20 protein-coding genes are annotated in these 23,119 nt (G+C 32.8%); all 20 read right to left on the reverse strand.

The window, feature by feature from the left end; genetic code table 11:
- Positions 1–296: 296 nt before the first annotated feature.
- The gene (locus tag RYP29_RS04015) at positions 297–1,622 is read right to left on the reverse strand and encodes an S-layer homology domain-containing protein (RefSeq protein WP_311532414.1); all 1,326 of its coding nucleotides are present in this window, start codon (positions 1,620–1,622) and stop codon (positions 297–299) included.
- Positions 1,623–1,796: 174 nt separating this feature from the next.
- A complete protein-coding gene (locus tag RYP29_RS04020) occupies positions 1,797–3,125 on the reverse strand; it encodes an S-layer homology domain-containing protein (RefSeq protein WP_311532412.1) in 1,329 nt (442 codons plus the stop codon).
- A gap of 269 nt (positions 3,126–3,394) precedes the next feature.
- On the reverse strand, positions 3,395–4,678 hold the full coding sequence (locus RYP29_RS04025) for an S-layer homology domain-containing protein (RefSeq protein ID WP_311532411.1): 1,284 nt from the start codon (positions 4,676–4,678) through the stop codon (positions 3,395–3,397).
- Between the two features lie 187 nt (positions 4,679–4,865).
- Positions 4,866–5,981 (reverse strand): ATP-binding protein, encoded by a 1,116-nt coding sequence (locus tag RYP29_RS04030; protein ID WP_311532409.1) that lies wholly within the window; start codon positions 5,979–5,981, stop codon positions 4,866–4,868.
- Between the two features lie 393 nt (positions 5,982–6,374).
- Positions 6,375–8,387, reverse strand: a complete 2,013-nt coding sequence (locus tag RYP29_RS04035; RefSeq protein WP_311532408.1) for a sulfatase-like hydrolase/transferase — start codon at positions 8,385–8,387, stop codon at positions 6,375–6,377.
- Between the two features lie 216 nt (positions 8,388–8,603).
- Positions 8,604–9,383: an NTP transferase domain-containing protein gene (locus RYP29_RS04040; protein WP_311532407.1), complete on the reverse strand. Its 780-nt coding sequence runs from the start codon at positions 9,381–9,383 to the stop codon at positions 8,604–8,606.
- Positions 9,367–10,272 (reverse strand): DMT family transporter, encoded by a 906-nt coding sequence (locus RYP29_RS04045; protein ID WP_311532406.1) that lies wholly within the window; start codon positions 10,270–10,272, stop codon positions 9,367–9,369. Before RYP29_RS04045 ends, RYP29_RS04040 begins: the two co-directional genes overlap by 17 nt.
- The gene (locus RYP29_RS04050; protein WP_311532405.1) at positions 10,265–11,167 is read right to left on the reverse strand and encodes a choline/ethanolamine kinase family protein; all 903 of its coding nucleotides are present in this window, start codon (positions 11,165–11,167) and stop codon (positions 10,265–10,267) included. Before RYP29_RS04050 ends, RYP29_RS04045 begins: the two co-directional genes overlap by 8 nt.
- Positions 11,168–11,281: 114 nt before the next feature.
- Positions 11,282–12,511, reverse strand: a complete 1,230-nt coding sequence (locus RYP29_RS04055) for a DHHW family protein (RefSeq protein WP_311532404.1) — start codon at positions 12,509–12,511, stop codon at positions 11,282–11,284.
- 127 nt (positions 12,512–12,638) lie between these two features.
- Positions 12,639–14,033, reverse strand: coding sequence for an MBOAT family O-acyltransferase (locus tag RYP29_RS04060; RefSeq protein WP_311532403.1), 1,395 nt, complete (start codon positions 14,031–14,033; stop codon positions 12,639–12,641).
- Between the two features lie 64 nt (positions 14,034–14,097).
- Positions 14,098–14,745 (reverse strand): CatB-related O-acetyltransferase, encoded by a 648-nt coding sequence (locus RYP29_RS04065; protein WP_311532401.1) that lies wholly within the window; start codon positions 14,743–14,745, stop codon positions 14,098–14,100.
- 11 nt (positions 14,746–14,756) lie between these two features.
- The gene (locus RYP29_RS04070) at positions 14,757–15,896 is read right to left on the reverse strand and encodes a DegT/DnrJ/EryC1/StrS family aminotransferase (RefSeq protein WP_311532399.1); all 1,140 of its coding nucleotides are present in this window, start codon (positions 15,894–15,896) and stop codon (positions 14,757–14,759) included.
- Between the two features lie 14 nt (positions 15,897–15,910).
- Positions 15,911–16,411 carry a GNAT family protein gene (locus RYP29_RS04075; RefSeq protein WP_311532398.1) on the reverse strand — a complete coding sequence of 167 codons (501 nt, stop codon included), beginning with the start codon at positions 16,409–16,411 and terminating at the stop codon, positions 15,911–15,913.
- The gene (gene rfbB / locus RYP29_RS04080) at positions 16,396–17,397 is read right to left on the reverse strand and encodes a dTDP-glucose 4,6-dehydratase (RefSeq protein WP_311532396.1); all 1,002 of its coding nucleotides are present in this window, start codon (positions 17,395–17,397) and stop codon (positions 16,396–16,398) included. Before rfbB ends, RYP29_RS04075 begins: the two co-directional genes overlap by 16 nt.
- A 15-nt stretch (positions 17,398–17,412) precedes the next feature.
- Positions 17,413–17,988, reverse strand: a complete 576-nt coding sequence (rfbC, locus tag RYP29_RS04085; RefSeq protein WP_311532394.1) for a dTDP-4-dehydrorhamnose 3,5-epimerase — start codon at positions 17,986–17,988, stop codon at positions 17,413–17,415.
- A gap of 12 nt (positions 17,989–18,000) precedes the next feature.
- Positions 18,001–18,879, reverse strand: coding sequence for a glucose-1-phosphate thymidylyltransferase RfbA (rfbA, locus tag RYP29_RS04090; RefSeq protein ID WP_311532393.1), 879 nt, complete (start codon positions 18,877–18,879; stop codon positions 18,001–18,003).
- Between the two features lie 22 nt (positions 18,880–18,901).
- Positions 18,902–19,891, reverse strand: coding sequence for a glycosyltransferase (locus RYP29_RS04095; protein ID WP_311532391.1), 990 nt, complete (start codon positions 19,889–19,891; stop codon positions 18,902–18,904).
- A gap of 48 nt (positions 19,892–19,939) precedes the next feature.
- The gene (locus RYP29_RS04100) at positions 19,940–20,755 is read right to left on the reverse strand and encodes a LicD family protein (RefSeq protein WP_311532389.1); all 816 of its coding nucleotides are present in this window, start codon (positions 20,753–20,755) and stop codon (positions 19,940–19,942) included.
- A 19-nt stretch (positions 20,756–20,774) separates the two neighbouring features.
- Positions 20,775–21,962: a glycosyltransferase gene (locus RYP29_RS04105; protein ID WP_311532387.1), complete on the reverse strand. Its 1,188-nt coding sequence runs from the start codon at positions 21,960–21,962 to the stop codon at positions 20,775–20,777.
- A 214-nt stretch (positions 21,963–22,176) separates the two neighbouring features.
- Positions 22,177–23,106 (reverse strand): DUF535 family protein, encoded by a 930-nt coding sequence (locus RYP29_RS04110; protein ID WP_311532385.1) that lies wholly within the window; start codon positions 23,104–23,106, stop codon positions 22,177–22,179.
- Positions 23,107–23,119 lie beyond the last annotated feature (13 nt).

The raw sequence follows: 23,119 nt of genomic DNA on the forward strand, positions 1-23,119 counted from the left end.
CTGTAGTATTGCCTGGACCCTTTAATACCTCTCCTAAAAATTAGAACAGGCCTGTTCTATTTCTGGAGAGACCATATCAGGCTATCTTACAAATTAGAACACACCTGTTCTATTTCTAGAGACACTATATCAGACTATCTTACAAATTAGAACACGCCTGTTCTATTTCTAGAGACACTATATCAGGCTCGTCTTGCTAATTACTACAGGCGTGTTCTAATTTAAAATCCCCTTGATAAGTACCGAGATACTCATCAAGGGGATTGTTTTAGTTATGAACGATACCAATCATCATATTAGAATTGGTAGTTAAGGTCTACGCGGTAGTAGTTGGAAAGTTTTTCATTATCGCCAATAGCCTTGTTTGTTTTGTTGTTGAAGCCATAATATGCTGTTAAGCCCACGTTCTTTTGTAGTGCGTAGTCAGCAGTTAGTAACCAGCCTTTGAAGCCTTGGTAGTTCATTGCACTAATTGTACCAGCTGGTGTAGCCATCCATGCGGTATTAGTTGTATCGTATGCAATGTCCCATGTGGAGGATGCAGCGCCTAAGTTTTGGCCAAAGTTGAAGTATTGTGCTTTTACGTCCCAAGAACCGCGTTTTGCTTGGTCGTAGTCGCCATAGCCAAGGCCAGCTGTCCATGCAGAACCGTGAGAAACGCCAGCAGCTTTCACCCATTCGCCACCAACCCAAACTTTATCAAAGTTCATGTCTGTGCTGAAGCCATACATGTTTCTAAGTGCGTCACCACTAGATTTGTGCGCATTTCTACGAGCATAGAAGCCGCCAAGGTTTACATGTTTATTAAGTTGACCTTTAAGGCCTGCATAGGCGAAAGTTTTGTTGGATTTCTTAGTTAAACCGTCAAAAGCGCCTGCCACAGCATAGCCGTAGGCTGCTTGGAATTGAACTTTGTCGTTGCCTGCGTTGAATTGAACGCCGTCGAATGTATCATCGTAAATCAAACCGTTGCCGAGCATTTGGTCAAAGCGACCAGCTTTCACAGACACGCGTTCACCAAATTTGTGATTTACATAAGCGCGATCGATAGTAGCCGTTGCATTGCCACCATTAGTCGCATCGCCAAATTCAAAGTCCCCAGAAGTTACGCGAATGACAGCGTCTGTGCGGTCATTGACCTTCGCATTGAATTGAATGCGAGCACGCGCGTCGAATTGGGAACCTTTGCTGTAATCGCCCACAGCGTTTACATAGTTACCATCTTTCTTTTGGGAACCAAGATAACGAAGACGCATATCGCCGGTTACTTTCACATTACCTACGCGGTCCTCTAAACGAGCCACGCGAACGCCCAAGTTATTTAATTCGTTAGAGAATTCATCAGCCAAACGGTTAATCAAGGCTTGTTGTTCCGCATTCGCACGATCTTGATTAGCAAGCGCCTTTGCCACCATTTGTGCCACTTGGAAACGAGTAATGCCATTTTCGCCTCTGAAAGTCCCATCTGGATAGCCAGTGATGATGCCAGTGCTAGCCAATTGAGACACGGCTTGGTAGGCCCAAGAATCAGGGGTTACATCGGAAAATGGGTTCGCTGCAAACGCAGTTGTTACACCCAACACAGCTGTTGCTGCAAAGATAGCGGCAAATTGTTTTTTCATAACTATACCTCTCTCCAAAAAAGAAACATACACATCTGCAATTCGGCCCTACTAACACGTATCGCCCTAACCCCTTATAAGTGATAACCGTTATATACAGAATATAACATAAGTATAACATACTATAACAAATATTTTATATTTTAGTGTAAAGTTCATTGGATTTTCATAGGACTAGAATTGGTAATTTAGCTCTACGCGGTAGTAGTTTGGTAAGTATTCATTAAGGGAACCATCGATGCGATGTGTTCTATTCTTGAATCCATAGTATGCATTGAGGCTCACATTGTCTTGCAATGCATAGTCCACGGTGGCCATCCAGCCTCTAAATCCACGGAATGTATGCATGACAGATGGTGGTGTTGCATTATAATCCCAATGGTAATTATTGCCATCAAATGGGAAGTTCCATTTGGATCCATAAGGCGCTAAGTTTTGATCAAAGCTAAAGTATTGTGCCTTTACATCCCAGGTGCCTTTTTTTGCGGCGTTGTAATTACCATAACCGATACCAGCAGTCCAAGCATGACTATGTGCGGTACCAACCGCTTTCACCCATTCACCGCCAACCCAAAGTTTATTAAAATTCATATCCGTGCTTACACCATACAAATTACCGTATGTACTATAATAACCGGTTTTATCTCTTCTGTGGCGAGAGTAAAACGCACCTACATCGATATGCTTATTCAATGTACCTTTGAGGCCTGCATAATTATATTGATCCCGCTCTGGCAAGAAACGATTTTCATTATTCTCTGCCGTCGCATAGCCATGAGCTAATTGAAGTTGCACTCTATCATTCCCCGTGTTGAATTGAATACCATCGAAGGTATCATCATACAATAAACCATTGCCGATGACTTGATTAAAACGGCCTACCTTCACAGATGTATGGTTACCAAATTGATGATTTACATAGCCACGATCGATGGTAAGAGCGGAGAAGTATCCATCGCCGTCGCCAAATTCCATTTGATAGGTTCTAAAGCGAGCTACTACATCGGTGCGGTCATTTACCTTTGCATTAAATTGCACACGACCACGAACATCAAATTTAGATGGCTTGTAATATTGACCGCCTTGCCCTATCAACACGCCATTTTTCGTAAAGGAACGACGCAATAAGAACTGCACATCACCGGAAACTTTCACATTACCCGTGCGGTCCTCTAAACGAGCCACGCTAACGCCCAAATTATTCAATTCATTGGAAAATTCATCGGCTAAACGATTAATCATCGCTTGTTGTTCCGCATTAGCGCGGTCCTGATTAGCCATGGCCTTCGCAATCATTTGAGCCATTTCAAAACGGGTAATATCTTTTTGGCCTTTGAAAGTCCCATCTGGATAGCCATTAATAATGCCTGCACTAGCCAATTGGGATACGGATTGATACGCCCAAGAATCTGGCGTTACATCAGAAAATGGATTCGCTGCGAATGCAGTCGTTACACCTAATACAGCCGTTGCCGCCAACACAGCAGACAATTGATATTTCATAAAAATACCTCTCTACTATAAAAAACTATATATTATACATGCTATAGTCGCATGAATCAGTATATAAGTACCCTCGTTCACCTTATATACACATCATACAACCATAATATTCCTTTCTAGTATAACAATGAGAGATAAATAATCGATAAGCAGAGAATAAAATGTTCATATTATTTTCATTTTTAAGTAAGTATTACATAAAAAAAAGATGGCGAAACATGCGTTTCGCCATCTTTGTACATGTACTTAAACTACACTCATCTACGAGATTAGAATTGGTAGTTAAGGTCAACACGGTAGTAGTTGGATAATTTATCGTTAGTACCTGTTGCTTTATTTGTTTTGTTGTTGAAGCCATAGTATGCAGTCAAACCAACATTGTCTTGCAATGCATAGTTAGCAGTTGCCAACCAGCCTTTGAAGCCATGGAATGCAGGTTTTTGACCGAAATCATAAGCAATATCCCATGTAGAGGATACAGCACCTAGGTTTTCACCAAAGTTGAAGTATTGAGCTTTTACATCCCAAGTACCTTGTTTAGCTTGGTCATATGCGCCATAACCGATACCTGCTGTCCATGCAGAACCTTTAGTCATGCCAGCACCTTTAACGTATTCGCCACCAACCCAAACTTTATCAAAGTTTACATCTGTGCTGAAGCCATACAAGTTTTTGAAATCTGTATTATCAGATTTATGTTTATTATTGCGTGCATAGAAACCACCAAGGTTAACATGTTTATTCAAATCACCTTTGATGCTTGCATATGTAAATGTATTATTTTCTAATTGAGTTTGACCTTCAGCAGCGCCTGCTACTGCATAACCGTAAGCAGCTTGGAATTGAACTTTGTCATTACCTGCGTTGAATTGAGCGCCATCGAATGCATCATCATAAATCAAGCCATTGCCGATAGTTTGATCGAAACGACCAGCTTTAACGGATACGCGTTCACCAAATTTATGGTTCACATAAGCGCGATCGATGGAAGTAGATGCAGTGCTACTAGCATCACCCAATTCAAAATCGCCAGAAGTCATACGAACAACAGCTTCTGTGCGGTCATTTACTTTTGCGTTGAATTGAACACGTGCACGAGCGTCAAATTTGGAATGTTTGCTGTAATCACCATCAGTAGTTACATAATGACCATTTTTTTCTTGAGCGCCAAGATAACGAAGACGCATATCGCCAGTTACTTTCACATTACCAAGGCGGTCTTCTAAACGACCAACACGAACGCCTAAGTTGTTCAATTCGTTGGAGAATTCATCAGCCAAACGGTTAATCATAGCTTGTTGTTCAGCGTTAGCACGGTCTTGGTTAGCCATAGCTTTAGCTACCATTTGAGCCATTTCGTAACGAGTGATATCGTTTTGGCCTTTGAAAGTACCATCTGGGTAACCATTAACGATGCCAGCTGCTGCTAATTGAGATACAGCTTGGTATGCCCAAGAATCAGGAGTTACATCGGAGAATGGGTTAGCTGCGAATGCAGTAGTTACACCCAAAACTGCTGTTGCTGCAAAGATTGCTGCGAATTGTTTTTTCATAATACAATACCTCTTCTTTACACTAAAAACAATTACTATACAATCTTGCAAAGCAATACGCTTATCCCTATGTGTCCATGTTTCCATACAAATAATACGTATACCTTTACAAGATATACGTATATTGTATCATATAGAGATTAAATATCATTTAAATATTCATGAAATTTTCATTCATTTTTTATTATTAACATAATAAAATATCTTTTATCATCGAATCATTAATAATTTGATCAGCCCCATATAAACCATCTTGATAGTTCTTTTTAATCCCCTTAATACTTAACTCATTGTAGTCAAAAGCACTATCTAGAGTAGATACACCATAATAACTCTTATCTACAAACCAAACTTGGTCGGTTCTTACAGGGGCATCCAGTATATTTGTATTATGTGTAGTTGCAATTAGTTGCGTACCTGTATCATTCCATTCATTAAAAATACGTAATAGCATAGTGACTAATTTAGGATGTAAAAAACAATCAAAATCATCAATTAAAAATAGCTTAGAATTATGATAATTGTCCAAAATTATCGTTGCTAAAAACAAGAATATCCGTGTACTAATACTTTCTGCTTCATAATCAATAGTAAATCTGCCTCCATCTTTACATTTATATTCAAATTGAAGCAATAATCTAGATTCTAAATTTTGATTATTTTCTTGTATAGGCATGAAAGTTTCTTGTATTTTAATATCTTTTATATGGAAATCTGCAGCCTTCAAAAAATACAATACTTTATCTTTTAAATTAGAATTAGTATATAAAAGCTTAAATAGTTCCTGGTTACATAAATCAGTATTCCTTAAACTAAGTACAAGAATATCTTGTGCAAACCATTCATATGCCTCTTTAGCTTCTGAAACATTATTACTTTGAGCAAAGTATAGTAAAGGCTGATTAGCTATTAATACACCCTTTAAGCCCTTTATTGATGACGGCATAAAGATGTCATCAATAGTTCTTTTAATAATGATATTATCATTCATAACTAAACGCTCTTCATTAATATTATGAGCATCATAATTTAATTCATAACAATATAAGTTTCCATTTTTGATAAATCGAATTTTGAAATATGTATTACCTACTTCATTTTCAAAAGTATCAATAGGTAATGACTCTAACTCAGAAGATGTGCCATGAACAATAGTATCTGTAAGTAGTTGAAAAGCTCTAATCACATTGGATTTTCCAGATGCATTACCACCAAATATAAATGATGATTTAACAACCTCTATATTATCTGATGAAATAGTATTTTCTTTAGTATAATCGGTTACACCTTCACCAACCTCCATAGAAAAGGTAGCCTCATCTTTGAATGATCGAATATTTTTGAAAGCAAAATCTATTAGCACTGTATCACCAACTTGTATTTAAGAATTATATTGACCCAGAGTTGCATTAACGTGATTATTGTATAGTAGATGATTTATAATAATGTTTACCTACTCTTATAAATACTAATTAAACATTATTTTTCCAATTCTCTATAAGTACTTTTGCATCCTTTTCACTAATGCTATGATTGTTAGATTTACCATAACTTAATACAAAGGAGGCTAGTTTAATTTGATCTTCTGGTATAAACAAATCTAGTTGTCGTTTATCAAATACTCATCAAAGGAAACTTCTCTATAACAATTGTCAGTTGCTAAAATCTACATGATGGTGGTCTTAAAATTTTATATTTAACATTTTAATATTTCTGGATGTCGCACAACCCATGAAGTCAACTCAACATAAGCTTGTTTTATCTCTTCAAAATCATGACGTTCTATATGTGTTATAGGCGAATCTTGCTGTTTAGAATCTCTCCAGTTAATATCCTGTGCTGTATAGTTACCATAAAAACCGATTTCAGATTGTGTCATCCAATGGTACGGAGTTACAATGCGTTCTTGCGTTTCAAATAAGGAAGGCATTAAAGAATAATATTCAAAATCTTTTGGTGCTATAAGTTCAAAAATAGTAGGCATAATTTGCATATGATCACCAATACTATTTTTATTAATCCAGTTAGCATCAATATCTTTATGATACATGGCAAAGTATGTACAAAATGATTCTCTAATAGTTTGCTTTCTATATGAAAGCAGAGAGTCCGCAATGCCACAGGAATGATCACCTGTGACTATTATAAGACTATCTTCAAAATGTGCTTTCATAGCATCAACAAAACGGAATAAAGCCTGTTCTGCATACCAATAAGTGCCCAAAGATGCTACTTTACTCTTATTATCTCTTACCTCTTTAGGAATATTCCCAAAAATCGTATCCGAATCCCATCCATATCTTTCAATAGGAATTGTGCTAGGTGAGTGATTAGATGTTGTATAAATAAAATGCATAGTTGGCTCATCATCAGCTTCCAATATACGTTTTTTTACCTCATCTAGAAATAAATGATCATACACACCTAACCATGTGGCAGGTGCATCTTCACCACAAATATCTGGGCCACCGATACATTCATCAAAGCCCATTGATGGAGCAAATAAACCTAAGCTAGCCCAAGAAATATTACCTCCATACCAAAGTTTAGTTTTATACCCCAACTTCTTAATTTGTTCTGGCAGAGAAGTAATTATAGTATGTTCCCAAAATTGTGTTTTCTCATTAATTTCTAAATTAGAATCATAAATCCCTGAAATGAGACTTGTAATAGCCGGTTGAGAAATCATACCTGCAGGCAAAAAATTCTCCATAGAAATAGTATTCTTTTGGGCTTTAAACTGCTTTCCTGCATCGGCAATATGATATTCTGAATAAATATCATCCGTCACAGATTGTGTAAGACTTTCACCAACAAGAATAAAAATATGCTTAGGCTTAGAAATTTTCGGGCCTTCAGCTTTTTTTCGTAAAAGCTCTAATGGATTTACTCCTATCTTTACGTCTTTAAATTCTGGAATAACACATAAATTTTTGATAGCTGTATCATCATCATGATTCAATACTTCATTAACATTATGTTTATGCACTAATTCTAATGCAATCAAATCATCAATAACGGCTTTAGCTAAAAATATATCATTTTTAATAATAGCTGGTACAAAATCCCACTCCGGTTTATTACGATGATTCAATGTACCACCATAACGTAACCAATAGAAAACCACTACCGTAAGAATAACTGATATAATTATTCCCACTACTTGTCCTACAAATGGTAATGTAGGTATCAACAATACAGGTGTTAATAAGGTGGCATAAATTCCTAAAGACGTAATTACTGCAAAGGGAATAAAACCAAGTAAAATCCATAACCCATGATTTTCATTAAAAAATATATCTAGTAGATTCTTTTTATCAGCATTACCACCCAAACGAACTAATTCATTGTAAGTATCTTTAAAATGATAATAATATATTAATTTTCCCATAAATGCAGCATATAGTACCATTAGATATAATGTTAAAAGTATAGTTCTTACTATATCTCCCACTGCAAAATAAGAGGATATAAATGCACCCGGTAAAGAGATAACTAAAAAGGAAACTAATAATACATAAGCATGAAAATCGAGTCCCCACCAAAATCCATAACTAAAGGTTTTAACTAGTTTTTTCTTATCCACATTCCAATGATATGAGGGTCCATATAGTTTAATAAAAATAAATCGAAAGATAGCACTGATTATAGGTGCCCATATAAAGATTTTTAAATCCTGTTGTAATCCTATTAGTAGTGACTCAAGCATATTTTACCTCTGATGATAGTTATCATTTTATATAATCTACTGAGAACGTAAATATTTTATCCATACATCTTAGTATACAATAATAACAAATAAAATATAAATTATATATAATATGTAGATGTTTATTATTATAAAATTCAAGATATAATATTGAGACCAAAATAGGGACTGCACATTATATTGCAGTCCCTATTAACCATACAAAATATTAAACTATTAATCAAATTTATCATTCGTATTATTTCTTAAAAATGACTCATCAAAGTTAATAGCATCGTCTATGGTATCAAATTCTAAGATGCTATTCGTATCAAATTCTTTAATTTCTAACTTTAGCGTATCAAGATATTTCATATATAGGTATTCCCACACATGATGATTATATTCATCTATACCTTCTACATCGTGAATGACTCGTCTAAAGTTCTCACTAAATTCCCTATCAAAATAGACAAAACCAAGCATGATGTGACCACTAGGAGCCCCTATATTTACATCGTTTATAAGCCCAGCTTCATCGGTCCTTACAACCCATTCATCGGAATTATTTTCTACATATATGGTCGAGTAAAAGCCTCGATATTCATAGGTATTAAACAAGTTTTCTGGGTAGTAATTATCTACAGAGCAAATATAGGTATTGTCTAGTTGATCTAAAACTAACCGTAATGATGAAACATTATCTTGTGTATCATACTGTTCATTTACAACAATTTTCACATTGTATTTATCTGCTAAGTAAAAGAACATTTCTTTTTTATAACCCACCACAAGAGTAATATCAGATATACCAACAGCCTGTAATTGTTTAATCTGTCGCTCCACAAGAACTTCGCCCTTAACGATACTTAGTCCCTTTGGACAATAATCGCTAATAGGTTTAAACCGTTTCGATTTACCGGCTGCCAATATAATCGCATTTGTCACTTTATGTTGTTGAATACAATCATACTGCTTATGATTTATATACTCATTAAATTTATTTCTCGAAATCATATGCTGAAATCAACCCGCTCATTACTATACCCACACCTAATATGATTTGATGTAAGGTTAAAGTAATATCAAAGAAGAAATAAGAGAATAATGCCGAAAAGGCTGTATAACTAATGTTTAAAGCCATAGCTCTACTTGGTCCAATAGTCGCCAACGCTCGATAATAACAGTAATACGATACCGAGCCAAATATAGCTGCCAGTCCCACATAAGCAAAACTAGAATCAAAAGCTATACTTTCACCGGTATTTATAAACATAAAATATAAAACAAAAAGTATTCCATAGGTGACCATGGATAAATTTTGTCTAATACAGATAGCACTTAAATTAGATATTTCACCAGATTTCATGCCGTAAGAGCACAAAACAGCTTCACTGCCCCAGGCACAAGCACATACTAAGGCAAATATAATACCCACAATACTATTAGTTGTTTGTCCTTCATCAACAAAACCTAAAGCAACAATAAAGGCAATGGCCAAAAACAAAGCAATGACTTGGTATGGTCTTCGTCGTTCTTTCAAAAATACATAGGCAAAGAAAAGACCGACTGCTGGATAAATAGAGCTAATAATAGCTGTCAATGAAGGTCCCAAATATTGAACTGCCATAATATATGAGCACATACCTATAGGCCCACCTAGAAAAGACCCAAACCATATATACTTAGATTTTGCTTTCTTAATATCCTTGATAACAAGTCTAACTTGCCCTGTTACAACAATAGAAGTATTAATAAGAAAGGCACTAACCGTATCATGAATGCAGGTCATAAATAACGGCACTAATAAAGGAATTACAAAATATATGGTGTAATTTGAAAGGTAATAGCCCAATAAACTAGTATCAGCCCCCCAAAATATACCTGAGAAAATAGCATTAAGCATGGTTATCTACCAATTCACTAAATTCTGATAAATTTCGTGCCTCATCGAATACAATTTGATAGAACGTTTTCGCATAATTGTACTGCTGCTTAGCATAGGAACTATTTAATAAATCCTCATCTTGTTTTGCTTCGCACCAATTACTCCATAATAAGCCTACCATAGCAATATAAGAGTAAATCTTATATCGCTTTAACGATGTTACTTGATTTTCAAAGTATATATCTATAATTCGATCAATCTCTTGTCGGTCAAACAAAGAATAGACGATGAACATGGCTAAATCTAAATCCGGATCCTGCATGGCAGCATATTCAAAATCTATAAGATATACATCTTGATTTTCTGTAACTAAAAAATTGTCACATACCGCATCAATATGGCATAATGTCCACTCTTTTACTAAATTTTCAATAATAGACTCTAAAGACTCTATATTCTTTTTAGTATCACCATAATCCTCGTATATACTTGCATTTGGCATTAATGATTCATAATAATTGATATGCTCAAATACATCAAAACAATGCTCTACACGATGTGATTGACTGTGAAAATCTCTCAATCTCTTTAAACACGCACTAATTTCGTTCCAATCTTTTGGATTAACAGTATGAGAATTCTCTATAAATTTTGAAATTTTATAACCTTTATCTCTATCAATATAGACAACAGGTTCTACAAACTCTTCATCCTTTATAGCTTGGTACACATCATATTCTTGATATCTATTGATTATTTTTTCTGTATTAACCCCTGGAACTCTAATAATATATCGTTCATTATTAATACTAAAAATAAATGAGTCATTCGTCATACCTTGTTTTAAAGGTGTCAGTTCAATATTCTTATCATTTGTATTAAAAACAAATTGGATAATATCCAATATTCCCACTATATACAACTCCCTGTTTTAAACATTCACCTTTTAGTTATTATATAATCACTTTACAGTATTAAAATCCACTATACCAAATAATTAGCCATTATATATTAATAATTATAATTTCTATCTAAAATCCCAAAAACCATTATGATCATCTGAATAAATTGGTCGATATAATGTTAACCATTCCGTATGAACAACAAATAAAACTGTATCAGGCTTATATTTATCAATATAATTTTGTAAACTACCATTAAACAAACGTAAATCAATAATATCTATTTTATCAACTCCTGTTGATAAGAAAAAAGTCATAGGATTTGCGTAAGAGTTCTTTATAACTAATAATCGTTTACCATCATTTACATTATTATTCTTAATATGAATTAGTGCTTTATCACCATAATTATATGCGGCATAAGGATTTGAGTTATAATAATCAATTTTTTCCAAGTTCTTCATATCATATAAAATAGATAAATCACCTATAATGTTTATATTCTCTTCCGGTACTTCATAATGAAAATTTGAATAAAACTTAGGATAATACATATAAAAATCTTCTGGTGTTGCCTCGGCTAAAGTGGCCTTCCTACCAAGACTTCCTAAAAAGAATTTATTATACTGGACTCTATTATATGAATTTAAATTAATTAAATCTAAATCAATATTATAACCATAATGTTGATTTAGATATTGACTTACTTTATTTGCAGCATGCATACCGGTTATAGGTTTCCAATGATGATCTGTCTTATAAAACAGATCTCGATAAGAAGAATCAGATAAGCCATCTATAAAATTTCGATAATCAATATACTCTACATTATTATCCTTTAATATTGATATAAAATCATCTGCATTTTGATTAGAGAAATCTAATAAACCAGAAATATCCTTATCATTGTTCTTAACTTTACCAGGAGCCATAAATAATAAAAAGTGAATATTCTTTTTTTTCAAAATATTATTAAGTTCTACTATTGCTAAAGCTTGTTTTGTTACATCTTGTTTTTCATCAAACTCAACCCAATAATTATTATTTAAATTAACTGGTTCTGCTTGAGCACCTCTACTATAAACTCTCCAGTTAATAAACTCCTTAAAATCTTTAGACATAGCTACCCATCTATAATACTCCCATAAAGTCTTATTAAATGAGCTATATGATTTACCTTGTGCATTATTTTTAACAAAATCAATATTTTTACTTTTATCATTTATAGGATTATCGGATGTAAATGGATAATATACTGCCCAATCAATCTTCTGAGAGTTATCTTTATTTTTATCTTTAATTTGTTGTAGTTCTTCATTATCATACAAAACTACTTGTGTGAATAAATTATTCATATGAAACTTCTGAACTAATATTTTGGTAGTAACACTCCTAACCACAAAAGATAAAAAAAACAAGACTAAAAGTGCTATACAAAATAACATCGCTTTACACATATATTTATTCTGCATAACTATTCCCCTAAAAATTAAAATAAATAAATGGATGATATGAGGATCCTATTACTAATACTAATGTTACCAAAAATATTAATATAGCAATAAATGGTTCTATCCATAAAAAATTTTTCCTAGAAAAAAACTTATCACTGACTAACCTATAAATAGGTGTAGATAATAAAATTCCTAACAATAAGATTATCCTACTATTATATAAATAGTAATAAAAAATATTATCTGTTAGTCCATTACTTCCATGTCCAAACATCATTCCCATGTAATTTACTGCGCTACTAAGAGATTCTGATCGGAATAACACCCATCCTAAAACAACCCAAAATAGTGTATAAACATGAGAAAATATACCTAGATATTTTTTAACATCTATATAATGTTCAAAAATAAGCAAAATAAAATACATCATTCCCCATAACCAAAAAGTATAATTAGCCCCATGCCAAATTCCAGTTAAACTCCAAACAATTAATAAATTGAGTATCCATCTAGAAACAGAAACACGATTTCCACCAAGCGGAATATATACATAATCTCTAAACCAAGAACCTAATGATATATGCCATCTTCTCCAAAACTCTGTTATACTCCTAGAAATATAAGGGTAATTAAAATTTTCTGCAAATCTAAACCCAAATATTTTTCCTAATCCAATAGCCATATCTGAGTAACCAGAAAAATCAAAATAAATCTGTAATGTGTATGCAATCGCACCTAACCAAGCAGAACCTACAGAAATAGCTAATCCTGCATTAAAAATATTATCAGCAACTTGTGCAATATAATCGGCAATTATAACTTTTTTAGCTAACCCATAAATGAATTGCAACATCCCCTCAGTTACTTGATCTATAGATTCTCTTCTATTTAATATTTGTTGTTCAATTAAGTCATATCGAACAATTGGTCCGGCCACCAACTGTGGAAACATTGAGATATATAAAGCTAAATTTAATAATGATTTTTGTGCGTGGACTTTTTTATTATATACATCGAATAAATAAGATAAAATTTGAAAAGTAAAAAAAGAAATTCCTAAAGGTAATATAATATTACTAACCGGTATATGGCTGCCAAAAAAATTATTAAGTTGTGTTATGGTGAAAACCAAATATTTAAAAATAAATAGAACTAAAATATGAATACTAACAGCCGCTATTAATAGCCATTTTCGTAAAGATGTAGACTTACTCTTTTCAATTTGTAGTGCAGCATACCAACCAATAATAACCGACAATAATAAAAGTACAATAAATCTAGGCTCACCAACTGCATAAAATATTAAACTTACTAATAACAAAATTTTATTTCTAATATTAATAGTTTTAAACCACGGATTATAATAGATTAGTAATACTAAAGGCAAAAATAAAAATAAGAATATTGTTGATGAAAAAACCACAATAGCCCCCAAACCTAAAATTTATTCTATCTTTGCTAAGGATACGATAAAATCTAATAAATATTCAAAATACTTGATATCGTTTTATAAAATCCTCAACATTATTCCAATATTTCATACTCTCGAAGATTTTATCATCATCCCATTCCCACCATTTCATGGACAATAAAGTTTCTACTATACTGTCAGAAAATCGTTGTTTTATAACTCGATTACCACCAACAACAACTGTATATGGTGCTACGTTCTTTGTTATGACACTACCTGCTCCTATAACAGCACCATCACCGATAGTAACACCACTTCTAATAATGCTATGAGCTCCAATCCATACATCATTACCAATTCTAATACTTCTATCCGCATCTGGCATATCTTTCTTATAGTCAAGAAAGACTCCATAAGTACTTATATAATTAATATTATGACCATTTTGAACAAGGTGTTGGTCAATACCAATAGAACAAAAACTACCTATTGAATGCATCTCTCGCTCCTTAAAAGAACGATATCCATAAGTAAATTTTCCTATTGGTATTCCTATATATTTATCGAACCAATATCTAGCTAAATTATCTTTCCATCCATATTTCTTTCTAGAATATTTATATAACCATTCTGGAGGATTACTTGTTCCTCTAATTTTACGTATTCCGTCTAAATAAATTTTTTCCCATTCAGTAATCCCGTATTTATCTACTAACTCACTCATGATTTCCTTATTTATCTATTCACAAATTCAATAACTTTATTAGCAATCATTTTCACATCATCTTTTGTTAAATACATATGAAGTGGCATTGTAATAATTCTATTAGACATTCTATGAGCATTAGGACATTTACCATTATCATAAGAATACATTTCATACTCTGTATTATCACGATAGTGGACTCCAGGATAAATATCATTTTCTTGTAAATATTCAAGTAATCCGTCTCGATTATCTACAGCAATTTCATAGATATGATAAGAGCATTCATCAGCATGTGGTGCACCAATGATTTGAATTTTAGGCTCATTTTTAAACATTTCATCATAGCATCTAGCCAATTCACGACGATATTCATTTGTTTCATCTAAATATTTAATCTCCACTAATCCAATAGCAGCCATAATAGAATTGCCATGATCTTTATAACCAAGGTATTCTACATCATATTTCCATTTATAAGAACCTTTTGTACCACTATTACGAGCATACGTATCCTTATTTATACCTAACCATGTCAATTTGCGGCAAATTTCATCATATTTTTTATTATGGAAACAAATCATACCACTATCAGCTGTTGGTAGATTTTTAACAGCTTGAAATGAATAGACAGCCACATCTACCCCCTCCCAGGTACCTGGCATTTGTCCATTCACGCGAGTACCTGCCATATGAGCCGCATCAAGTATTAACTTCAGATTATGTTCTTTACAAATTTCAATAATTTTATCTAATTGACCAACACGTCCACCATAACCAACAAAAATAACAGCTCTAGTTTTATCATTAATTTTACGTTTTACATCTTCAGGATCTAAGCAAAGGTATTCATCTACATCAGCAAAACGAGGTACTAATTTTTCATATAAAACAGCATGATTCGTAGATACAAAAGTAATTGGTGTTGTTATAATCTCATCACCATTTTCCCAACCATTTTCTTTTTTTAAGATCTCTACTGCTAAATGTAAACCAACAGTAGCAGAATTTAAGAAATGAGCATTCTCATGACCAGTATATTCTTTCCATTTATTTTCAAATTCTACTGTTTTAAAACCAAGACCAGTCCAACCAATCTCTAGACACTCTCTGATTTCATTTAAACATTCCTCTACATGATATTTAGGTTTTAATACTTGAATCGTCATAACTATATACTCCTCTATAAATATAATTTCATTTTTATAAGAATTCTATTATCTAAACTAGCTCTATCATATTCTTTAAATCCACACTGTTCATATATTTTTAGTGCTGGAATATTATCAGCAAAAACTTCTAACTTTAACTTTTGTAAATGAAATTTATCTCTAGCAATATTAATCAAATATTTTAAAATAAATCTTCCTAAGCCAGGTTGATTATATTTATCTTTATCAACTATAAGTCGACCAAATTCAGCCTCATTATTATTGATATCATAAATAGCAGCAAAACCAATTATACTATCATCACTTTTACGAACTACAGAATACATATAATCTTGAAAGTTTTTTAAATACGAATTAAACCATATCTGTTGACTTTCATAAGAAATTTCCTTTTGATAGATAAAATTTTTACGATTAACACTCCTATTTCGTAAAATACGTAAAAATTCTATATCATCTTTAAGCAATTCTCTTATATAAATACTATCATTCATAGCTATATTACATGACATTTATATTCCCCACTAATTATATGTTCCCACCAATTTTGATTGTCCATATACCATTGAATGGTTTTCTTTATTCCCTCATCAAAAGATGTTTTAGGCAACCACCCTAATTCATTATTGATTTTAGTAGGATCAATAGCATAACGTTGGTCATGACCTGGTCGATCTGTAACATAAGTAATTAACGATTCATCTTTTCCCAATACAGATAAAATCGTTTTTACTACGTCAATATTAGCACGTTCATTATGACCACCAATATTATAAATCTCTCCTACACGACCTTTTCTAACAATTAAATCAATGGCCTCACAATGATCTTCTACATATAACCAATCACGTACATTCTTTCCATCCCCATAGACAGGTAATTGTTTATTATTGAAAGCATTAATAATCATCAATGGAATCAATTTTTCAGGAAAATGATATGGCCCATAGTTATTTGAACAGCGGGAGATTGTTACAGGTAAACTGTACGTTCTATGGTAGGCCAATACTAATAAATCAGCCGATGCTTTAGATGATGAGTATGGACTCGATGTATGAATTGGAGTATCTTCTGTAAAAAATAAATCTGGTCGATCTAGTGGTAAATCACCATATACTTCATCTGTGGAGACTTGGTGATAACGTTGAATTCCATATTTACGACACGCATCCATTAATACGGCAGTCCCCATAATATTCGTACGTAAGAATACTTCTGGATTCTCAATGCTTCTATCTACATGAGATTCAGCTGCAAAGTTGATAACTATATCTGGCTTATATTGCTCAAATATTTCATATACGGTCTGTCTATCTGCAATATCTGCTTTCACAAATGAGAAATTAGATTTATCTTTCACAGGTTCTAACGTTTCTAAATTACCTGCATAGGTTAGTGCATCAACGCATATAATATGGTCCTCTGGATACTTAGCTACCATCATATGTACAAAGTTACCACCGATAAACCCAGCACCACCAGTTACAATAATATTCATATGCTCACCATCCTATTATTTACTATCAGCCATTGTAAAAGATATCTTATTCTCTAATTCATCAAAGAATGGAGATTTGGTATCCTTTTCAGATAGGATAGGATTTTCTATCCCCCAATTAATGGCTAATATAGGATCATTCCATCGAATACCACCATCTGATTCTGGTGCGTAATAGTTATCTGCTTTGTACATAAACTCAACATGATCAGTTAGTGTCACAAATCCATGTCCAAAGCCTCGAGGTATTAGAAATTGTTTTTGGTTTTCTTCACTAAGTTCAACAGCATACCATTGTTTATATGTAGGACTATCCTTACGAAGATCAACTGCTACATCTAGTACAGCACCACGAACACATCGTACTAATTTAGCTTGTGCCTTATCTCCATATTGAAAGTGAATACCACGTAATGTTCCTTTTACAGTAGATGATGAGTGATTATCTTGTACAAAATTATAAAATAAGCCAGCCTCTTCCATAGTTCGCTTATTCCATGATTCCATAAAGAATCCTCTATGATCACCAAAAACTTGTGGTTCAATAATCACAAGTCCTGGGATACCTGTTTCTGTAACATTAATTCCCATACTATACAACCCCTATCCTTGTATTTGCCCCTCTGCTACACGCCATAAATGTTTACCATATGGTGATTTGCCATATAGCTTTGCACTCTCTAGTAATTGTTCTTTACTAATCCATCCATTACGGTACGCGATTTCCTCTAATGCAGATATTTCAATACCAGATCGTGTTTGGATAACGCGCACAAATTCAGACGCATCATTTAAAGAATCTACTGTTCCAGTATCTAACCAAGAGTATCCACGCCCCAATGTTTTTACACGTAAATCTCCACGTTCTAAATACATCTTATTTAAATCAGTAATTTCTAATTCTCCACGATCAGATGGTGTTACTTTTTTAGCTAATTCACAAACATCTTTATCATAGAAATATAACCCTGTAACAGCATAATTTGATTTTGGATATTTCGGTTTTTCTTCAATAGATTTTACGAGTCCATTTTCATCAAATTCAACAACACCAAAACGTTCTGGATCTTCTACATGATAACCAAATACGGTAGCACCAGTTGTAGCCTGTGCAGCCTCTTGCAGTTGCTTTCTCATACCGGCACCATAAAAAATATTATCTCCCAAAATCATGGCACAGGAATCACCATTAATAAATTCTTCGCCAATAATAAAGGCTTGTGCTAATCCATCTGGAGATGGTTGTTCTTTATATTGTAAATTAATACCATACCGAGAACCATCTCCTAATAAACGTTCAAAATTAGGTAAGTCCTGTGGTGTCGATATAATCAAAATATCCTTAATACCTGCTAACATAAGCATAGATAATGGATAAAAAATCATTGGTTTATCATAAACAGGCAATAATTGCTTAGATGTTACTAATGTTAGTGGATATAGACGTGTCCCTGATCCACCAGCTAAAATAATCCCCTTCATAAATGACCCCCACTATATATAATTAAGAAAAAATTATTTTTAATGCATTAATTAAATTATAGTCTTCTCTTATGAGTTCTCCTCCCTCATTAGCAATATGATTACGTTTATTATCATTATTCATATAATATTGAATTTTATCAACTAATTCCCTTGTATTACTATAGCAATCAAAATGCTTACCTTCTTCTAATTTTAAATCACATACATTTTGTCTATCAGTAAGTAAAAAATTATTGTTCGCCATAACTTCAAAAGTTCGACAATTATAACAAGTATGTCCTTCTATATGAATATTCAAATTTATTTTAGTGCGCTTATAATATTCAATAACATCTCTAGGTACAAGTACCTTATTTTCAACATACTTAGATAGATATGGATATCTACGCTTAAATTTCCATTTACCTATGATTCGTTGATACCAATGATGATTATGCCATATACGACCTAATACAAGCATCTTATAATTTTTCTCATATGCCAACTTAGCAGCAGCTTCCAATATATCTAATCGTTTTTGTATACCTGCAATTGTACCAATAAAAAATATATCGATATCTTGTTTATCTTCAGATGTGCGAGGTGAAGCATAAAATTCTGGTCCCGCAAATAATGGTAAATATACACCTTCAATAGAATAATATTCTTTTAATTGTAAAATATCATTTATCTCAAAAGAATAAATTTTAGAATATAGATATATATGATTTTTTAAATCATTTATATCATGCATAGCATCCCAAACCCATAATCGACAATCAGTCTGTTGAGCTATTGTTTCATTTAAGAAAAATGATTGATCAGGAAATCTAAAATCATTAAGAAATAATACGATATCTATTTTTTTATGTTTAATTACAGCTAATAGGCGATTCTGCTCTTCTTGTACAGATTTATCATAATCTATTGTAAAGATATCTGTACTATTTCCCAATTGAGTATTTGCCTCAGTCATATTATTAGAAAATATACTACTATTTCTAAAATTGGTAACTATACAGATATTCATTATTATCTCCCCATCAATAGAATCCCATATCTCAAATTTTTATAATGACTAATACTTCCAATAAGCCTCAACATTATGACCAATTTGTTGTTCCTTAGGTGGTAACTTCATATAATCACCATAACTATTTTTAAGCATTTTATCATAGTTAGAAATAATAGGAAGTCTATACCCTTCAAAATCAACTAATATAAAGTGATTAAACCACTCATACTCATAAATAGAATTATTCATATCTTCTTTTTTATGATAATCCTGAGTCAAAGAAACTAAAGAAGTAAATTGACTATTATACCTATTTTTACATTTCATCAACCGCTTTGCTACCATATCTAAACTAGGTAAAGGCAAATGATATTTTCTCACAAATTTATTCCACTTTTTAAAGTGCCGTTGAAAGTGTTGAATCCATTTCCAATAGAATCTAACATCCATAAACAATTTCCGTTGTTCATTTTTTTCAACAGGAATATGATCTAGTACAAAAATATCAATATAAACACCATATTCAACTATTTTTCCTTTTGAAAAATGTTCATATAAAACGGTTTCTGTATCAAAAAACTTAGCACAAAATGCCATGAAATAATTTTCTTCATCCATTTCAGGCCATAATTTATAATGATCTGAACTATTTAATATGTATTGTTTCCAGGCTTTTTCAAATTTTTCATACTCTGGTCGCATCATAATAACATCAATATCATCGTCCCAAGGGATAAAACCTTTATGACGGATAGCACCTAATGCAGTACCATAAGCAATTGTATATTTAATATCATTATCTTTACAGAACTCATCAAATCGTAATAATGTATTTAATATTACAGACTTAAGTTCTTTCCCCTTAATTACCTTTTTCATTAAATTAAGTAACCCCTATTTAACCCCTATTTTTTATAATATCATTAAGTAAATCTTCCCATTGAGACCATATAATATCTGGTGCAAATCGTTTTACAAAATATGATGCATTATTCCCTAATCTAGCACGTAATTTATTATCGCTCATTAATTTTTGAAGGCCTTGTGCTATATCTGTAGGATTATCTTTAACTAAAATCCCATTATAATCATTCTGAATCATATCAGATACACCAAGCCATGTATCACAAGCTATCACTGGCAACCCCTTTGACATAGCTTCAGCCATGGATAAACCAAAACCTTCTGCGGAACTCATCATGGCATATATATCCCCTGTTGATAAAACGGATTCCACATCTCTAGTAATACCCTTAAATAAAATCCTATCTGTTAGATTAGCCTGTTTTATCATCAATTCTAATTGTGCTTTATAAGCTTTATTCTCATCAGCCCCCCACAGTTCAACAATCCAATTTGGAAATTGATCTGCCACTTTAGAGAATGCTTCAATTAATAAGTGAGGTCGCTTATGTCCCTTTGCCAAACGACCTATAAATAAAATCTTATGTACATCTTTAGGCATTGTTAAATCTACTTGATTAGTAAATTGTGGTACTACATTTCCTATCACAACAATCTTATTATTAGGTAAATGTTCTTCTAATATTTTTTTAAAGGATGGTAATAATACTTGATTTACATCAGAACGTTTTACTGCTTCTAAAGATAAAACAGGATAAAACTCAAAATAATCTTCTGGATTACCATGACTCATAGTAATAATAGGAATATTTTTTGAAACCCCTAAATCAAGAATTAACTGTTTAGAGTCACCAGGTGTAAACGATACAATTATATCTGGATTAACTTTTTCTACAACTTTTCCAATATATGGACAAATATATTTAGAAAAAAAATCACTATTTACAGTACGAGCTTTTTGTTTACTAAATAACCGATAAAACTCACGTTTTAAACGTAATAAAATCGGATATTTGATTCGCTTTCCATTCTGTAGTCGTACGTCATAACACTTTATATCCTCATCTATAGGAAAGAAAAAATCACCGCTACGTTCATCAGCATAAATAACTGATACAGTATATCCTCGTTTGTGCATTTCATTAGCAAAAGCACTCGTTACTTTTGCTAATCCACCTGTATCTCCAACCATCTTTGTTGTATTTACTAATAAAATATTCATTATCAATCCCCATTATATATAACTACTGAAAAAGGTGCTTACTGACTGTAATAGTTACATTTATTATAGCATATATGGACCTTTAATCACGCATAAACTCATACTTTATTCATTTATTAAAATGTATATAATCACTTAAAATTTAATCCTATAAAAAACTTCTACTATATAATCAATTACATTTAATAGTAGAAGTTTTATACATTCCAATATTCTATTTTAAATACGCCTTCAAATTCCCTTTAATTTGTTCTTCGTACTGATCTAATAGTTCATATCTCTTCCGATACTGACTACGTTTTTGTGATTTAATTTCTTCAATCGGTTTTCTGTATTCTTCCAATGGAATTGTAAAGAATCGTGGATCTTGTGTAACTGTGCCGCCAATGTCTTCCCACAATGGATCGAGTTCAGCTACTTTTGCCTTATGGCCACGCACCATGTGTGTATTAGCGTAAAAACCTTCATCAGATACGGCATACATGGATTGAACTTTACAGTATTTAGCGAGTTCCCGAATCAAAAATACGATAAAGTTTTTTGGACGATAGCCAAACATTTTCTTTGTAATATGTTTCGCATTATCGAGGCCATCTTTATACCCTTGGATGGTACCAATCCACAATGCTGGTTCCCCTTCTAGACCTTTGCCGAGGCGGATGTTCGCATGGTATACGCCTTGGTCTCCTAGTTGTAACAGAATGGTAAATAAACCTTCCTTACGTTGACCGGTCATAAAGTTAAGGTGTGCGGTCATGTTTAAATCAGCATCATCCCATAGGAGAATACCTTGTTTTAATCCTTCCGGTTTTAGTTCATCCGGATTGTATAGCATTTCGATAGTCTCTGGCGTAAATACGTCTTCTAGAGCTGTAAAGTGATTCTTTACCGCATCAATGCGTTCACGCAAGGTAGATTCTTTAAACAAGAAAATACGACTCATCAACTCATACAGGCCTTCTTGTTTATCTAAAATATGTTGATCTGGTGCGTAGCTTTCAAAAAAAGCCTTATATTCCATCATCTCTTGTTTGTGGCCTACAGTTCGCAAGAAATGCAAGATTACGCGACGTGTTTCGCGCCACGATTTTTTCCCATAAATAGCTCGACCATTAGCCCATTGGTCCTTTATATATTGAAACATACACTCTCCTTAG

The sequence above is a fragment of the uncultured Veillonella sp. genome, assembly GCF_963534045.1.
In the GTDB taxonomy this organism is placed as follows: Bacteria; Bacillota; Negativicutes; order Veillonellales; family Veillonellaceae; genus Veillonella.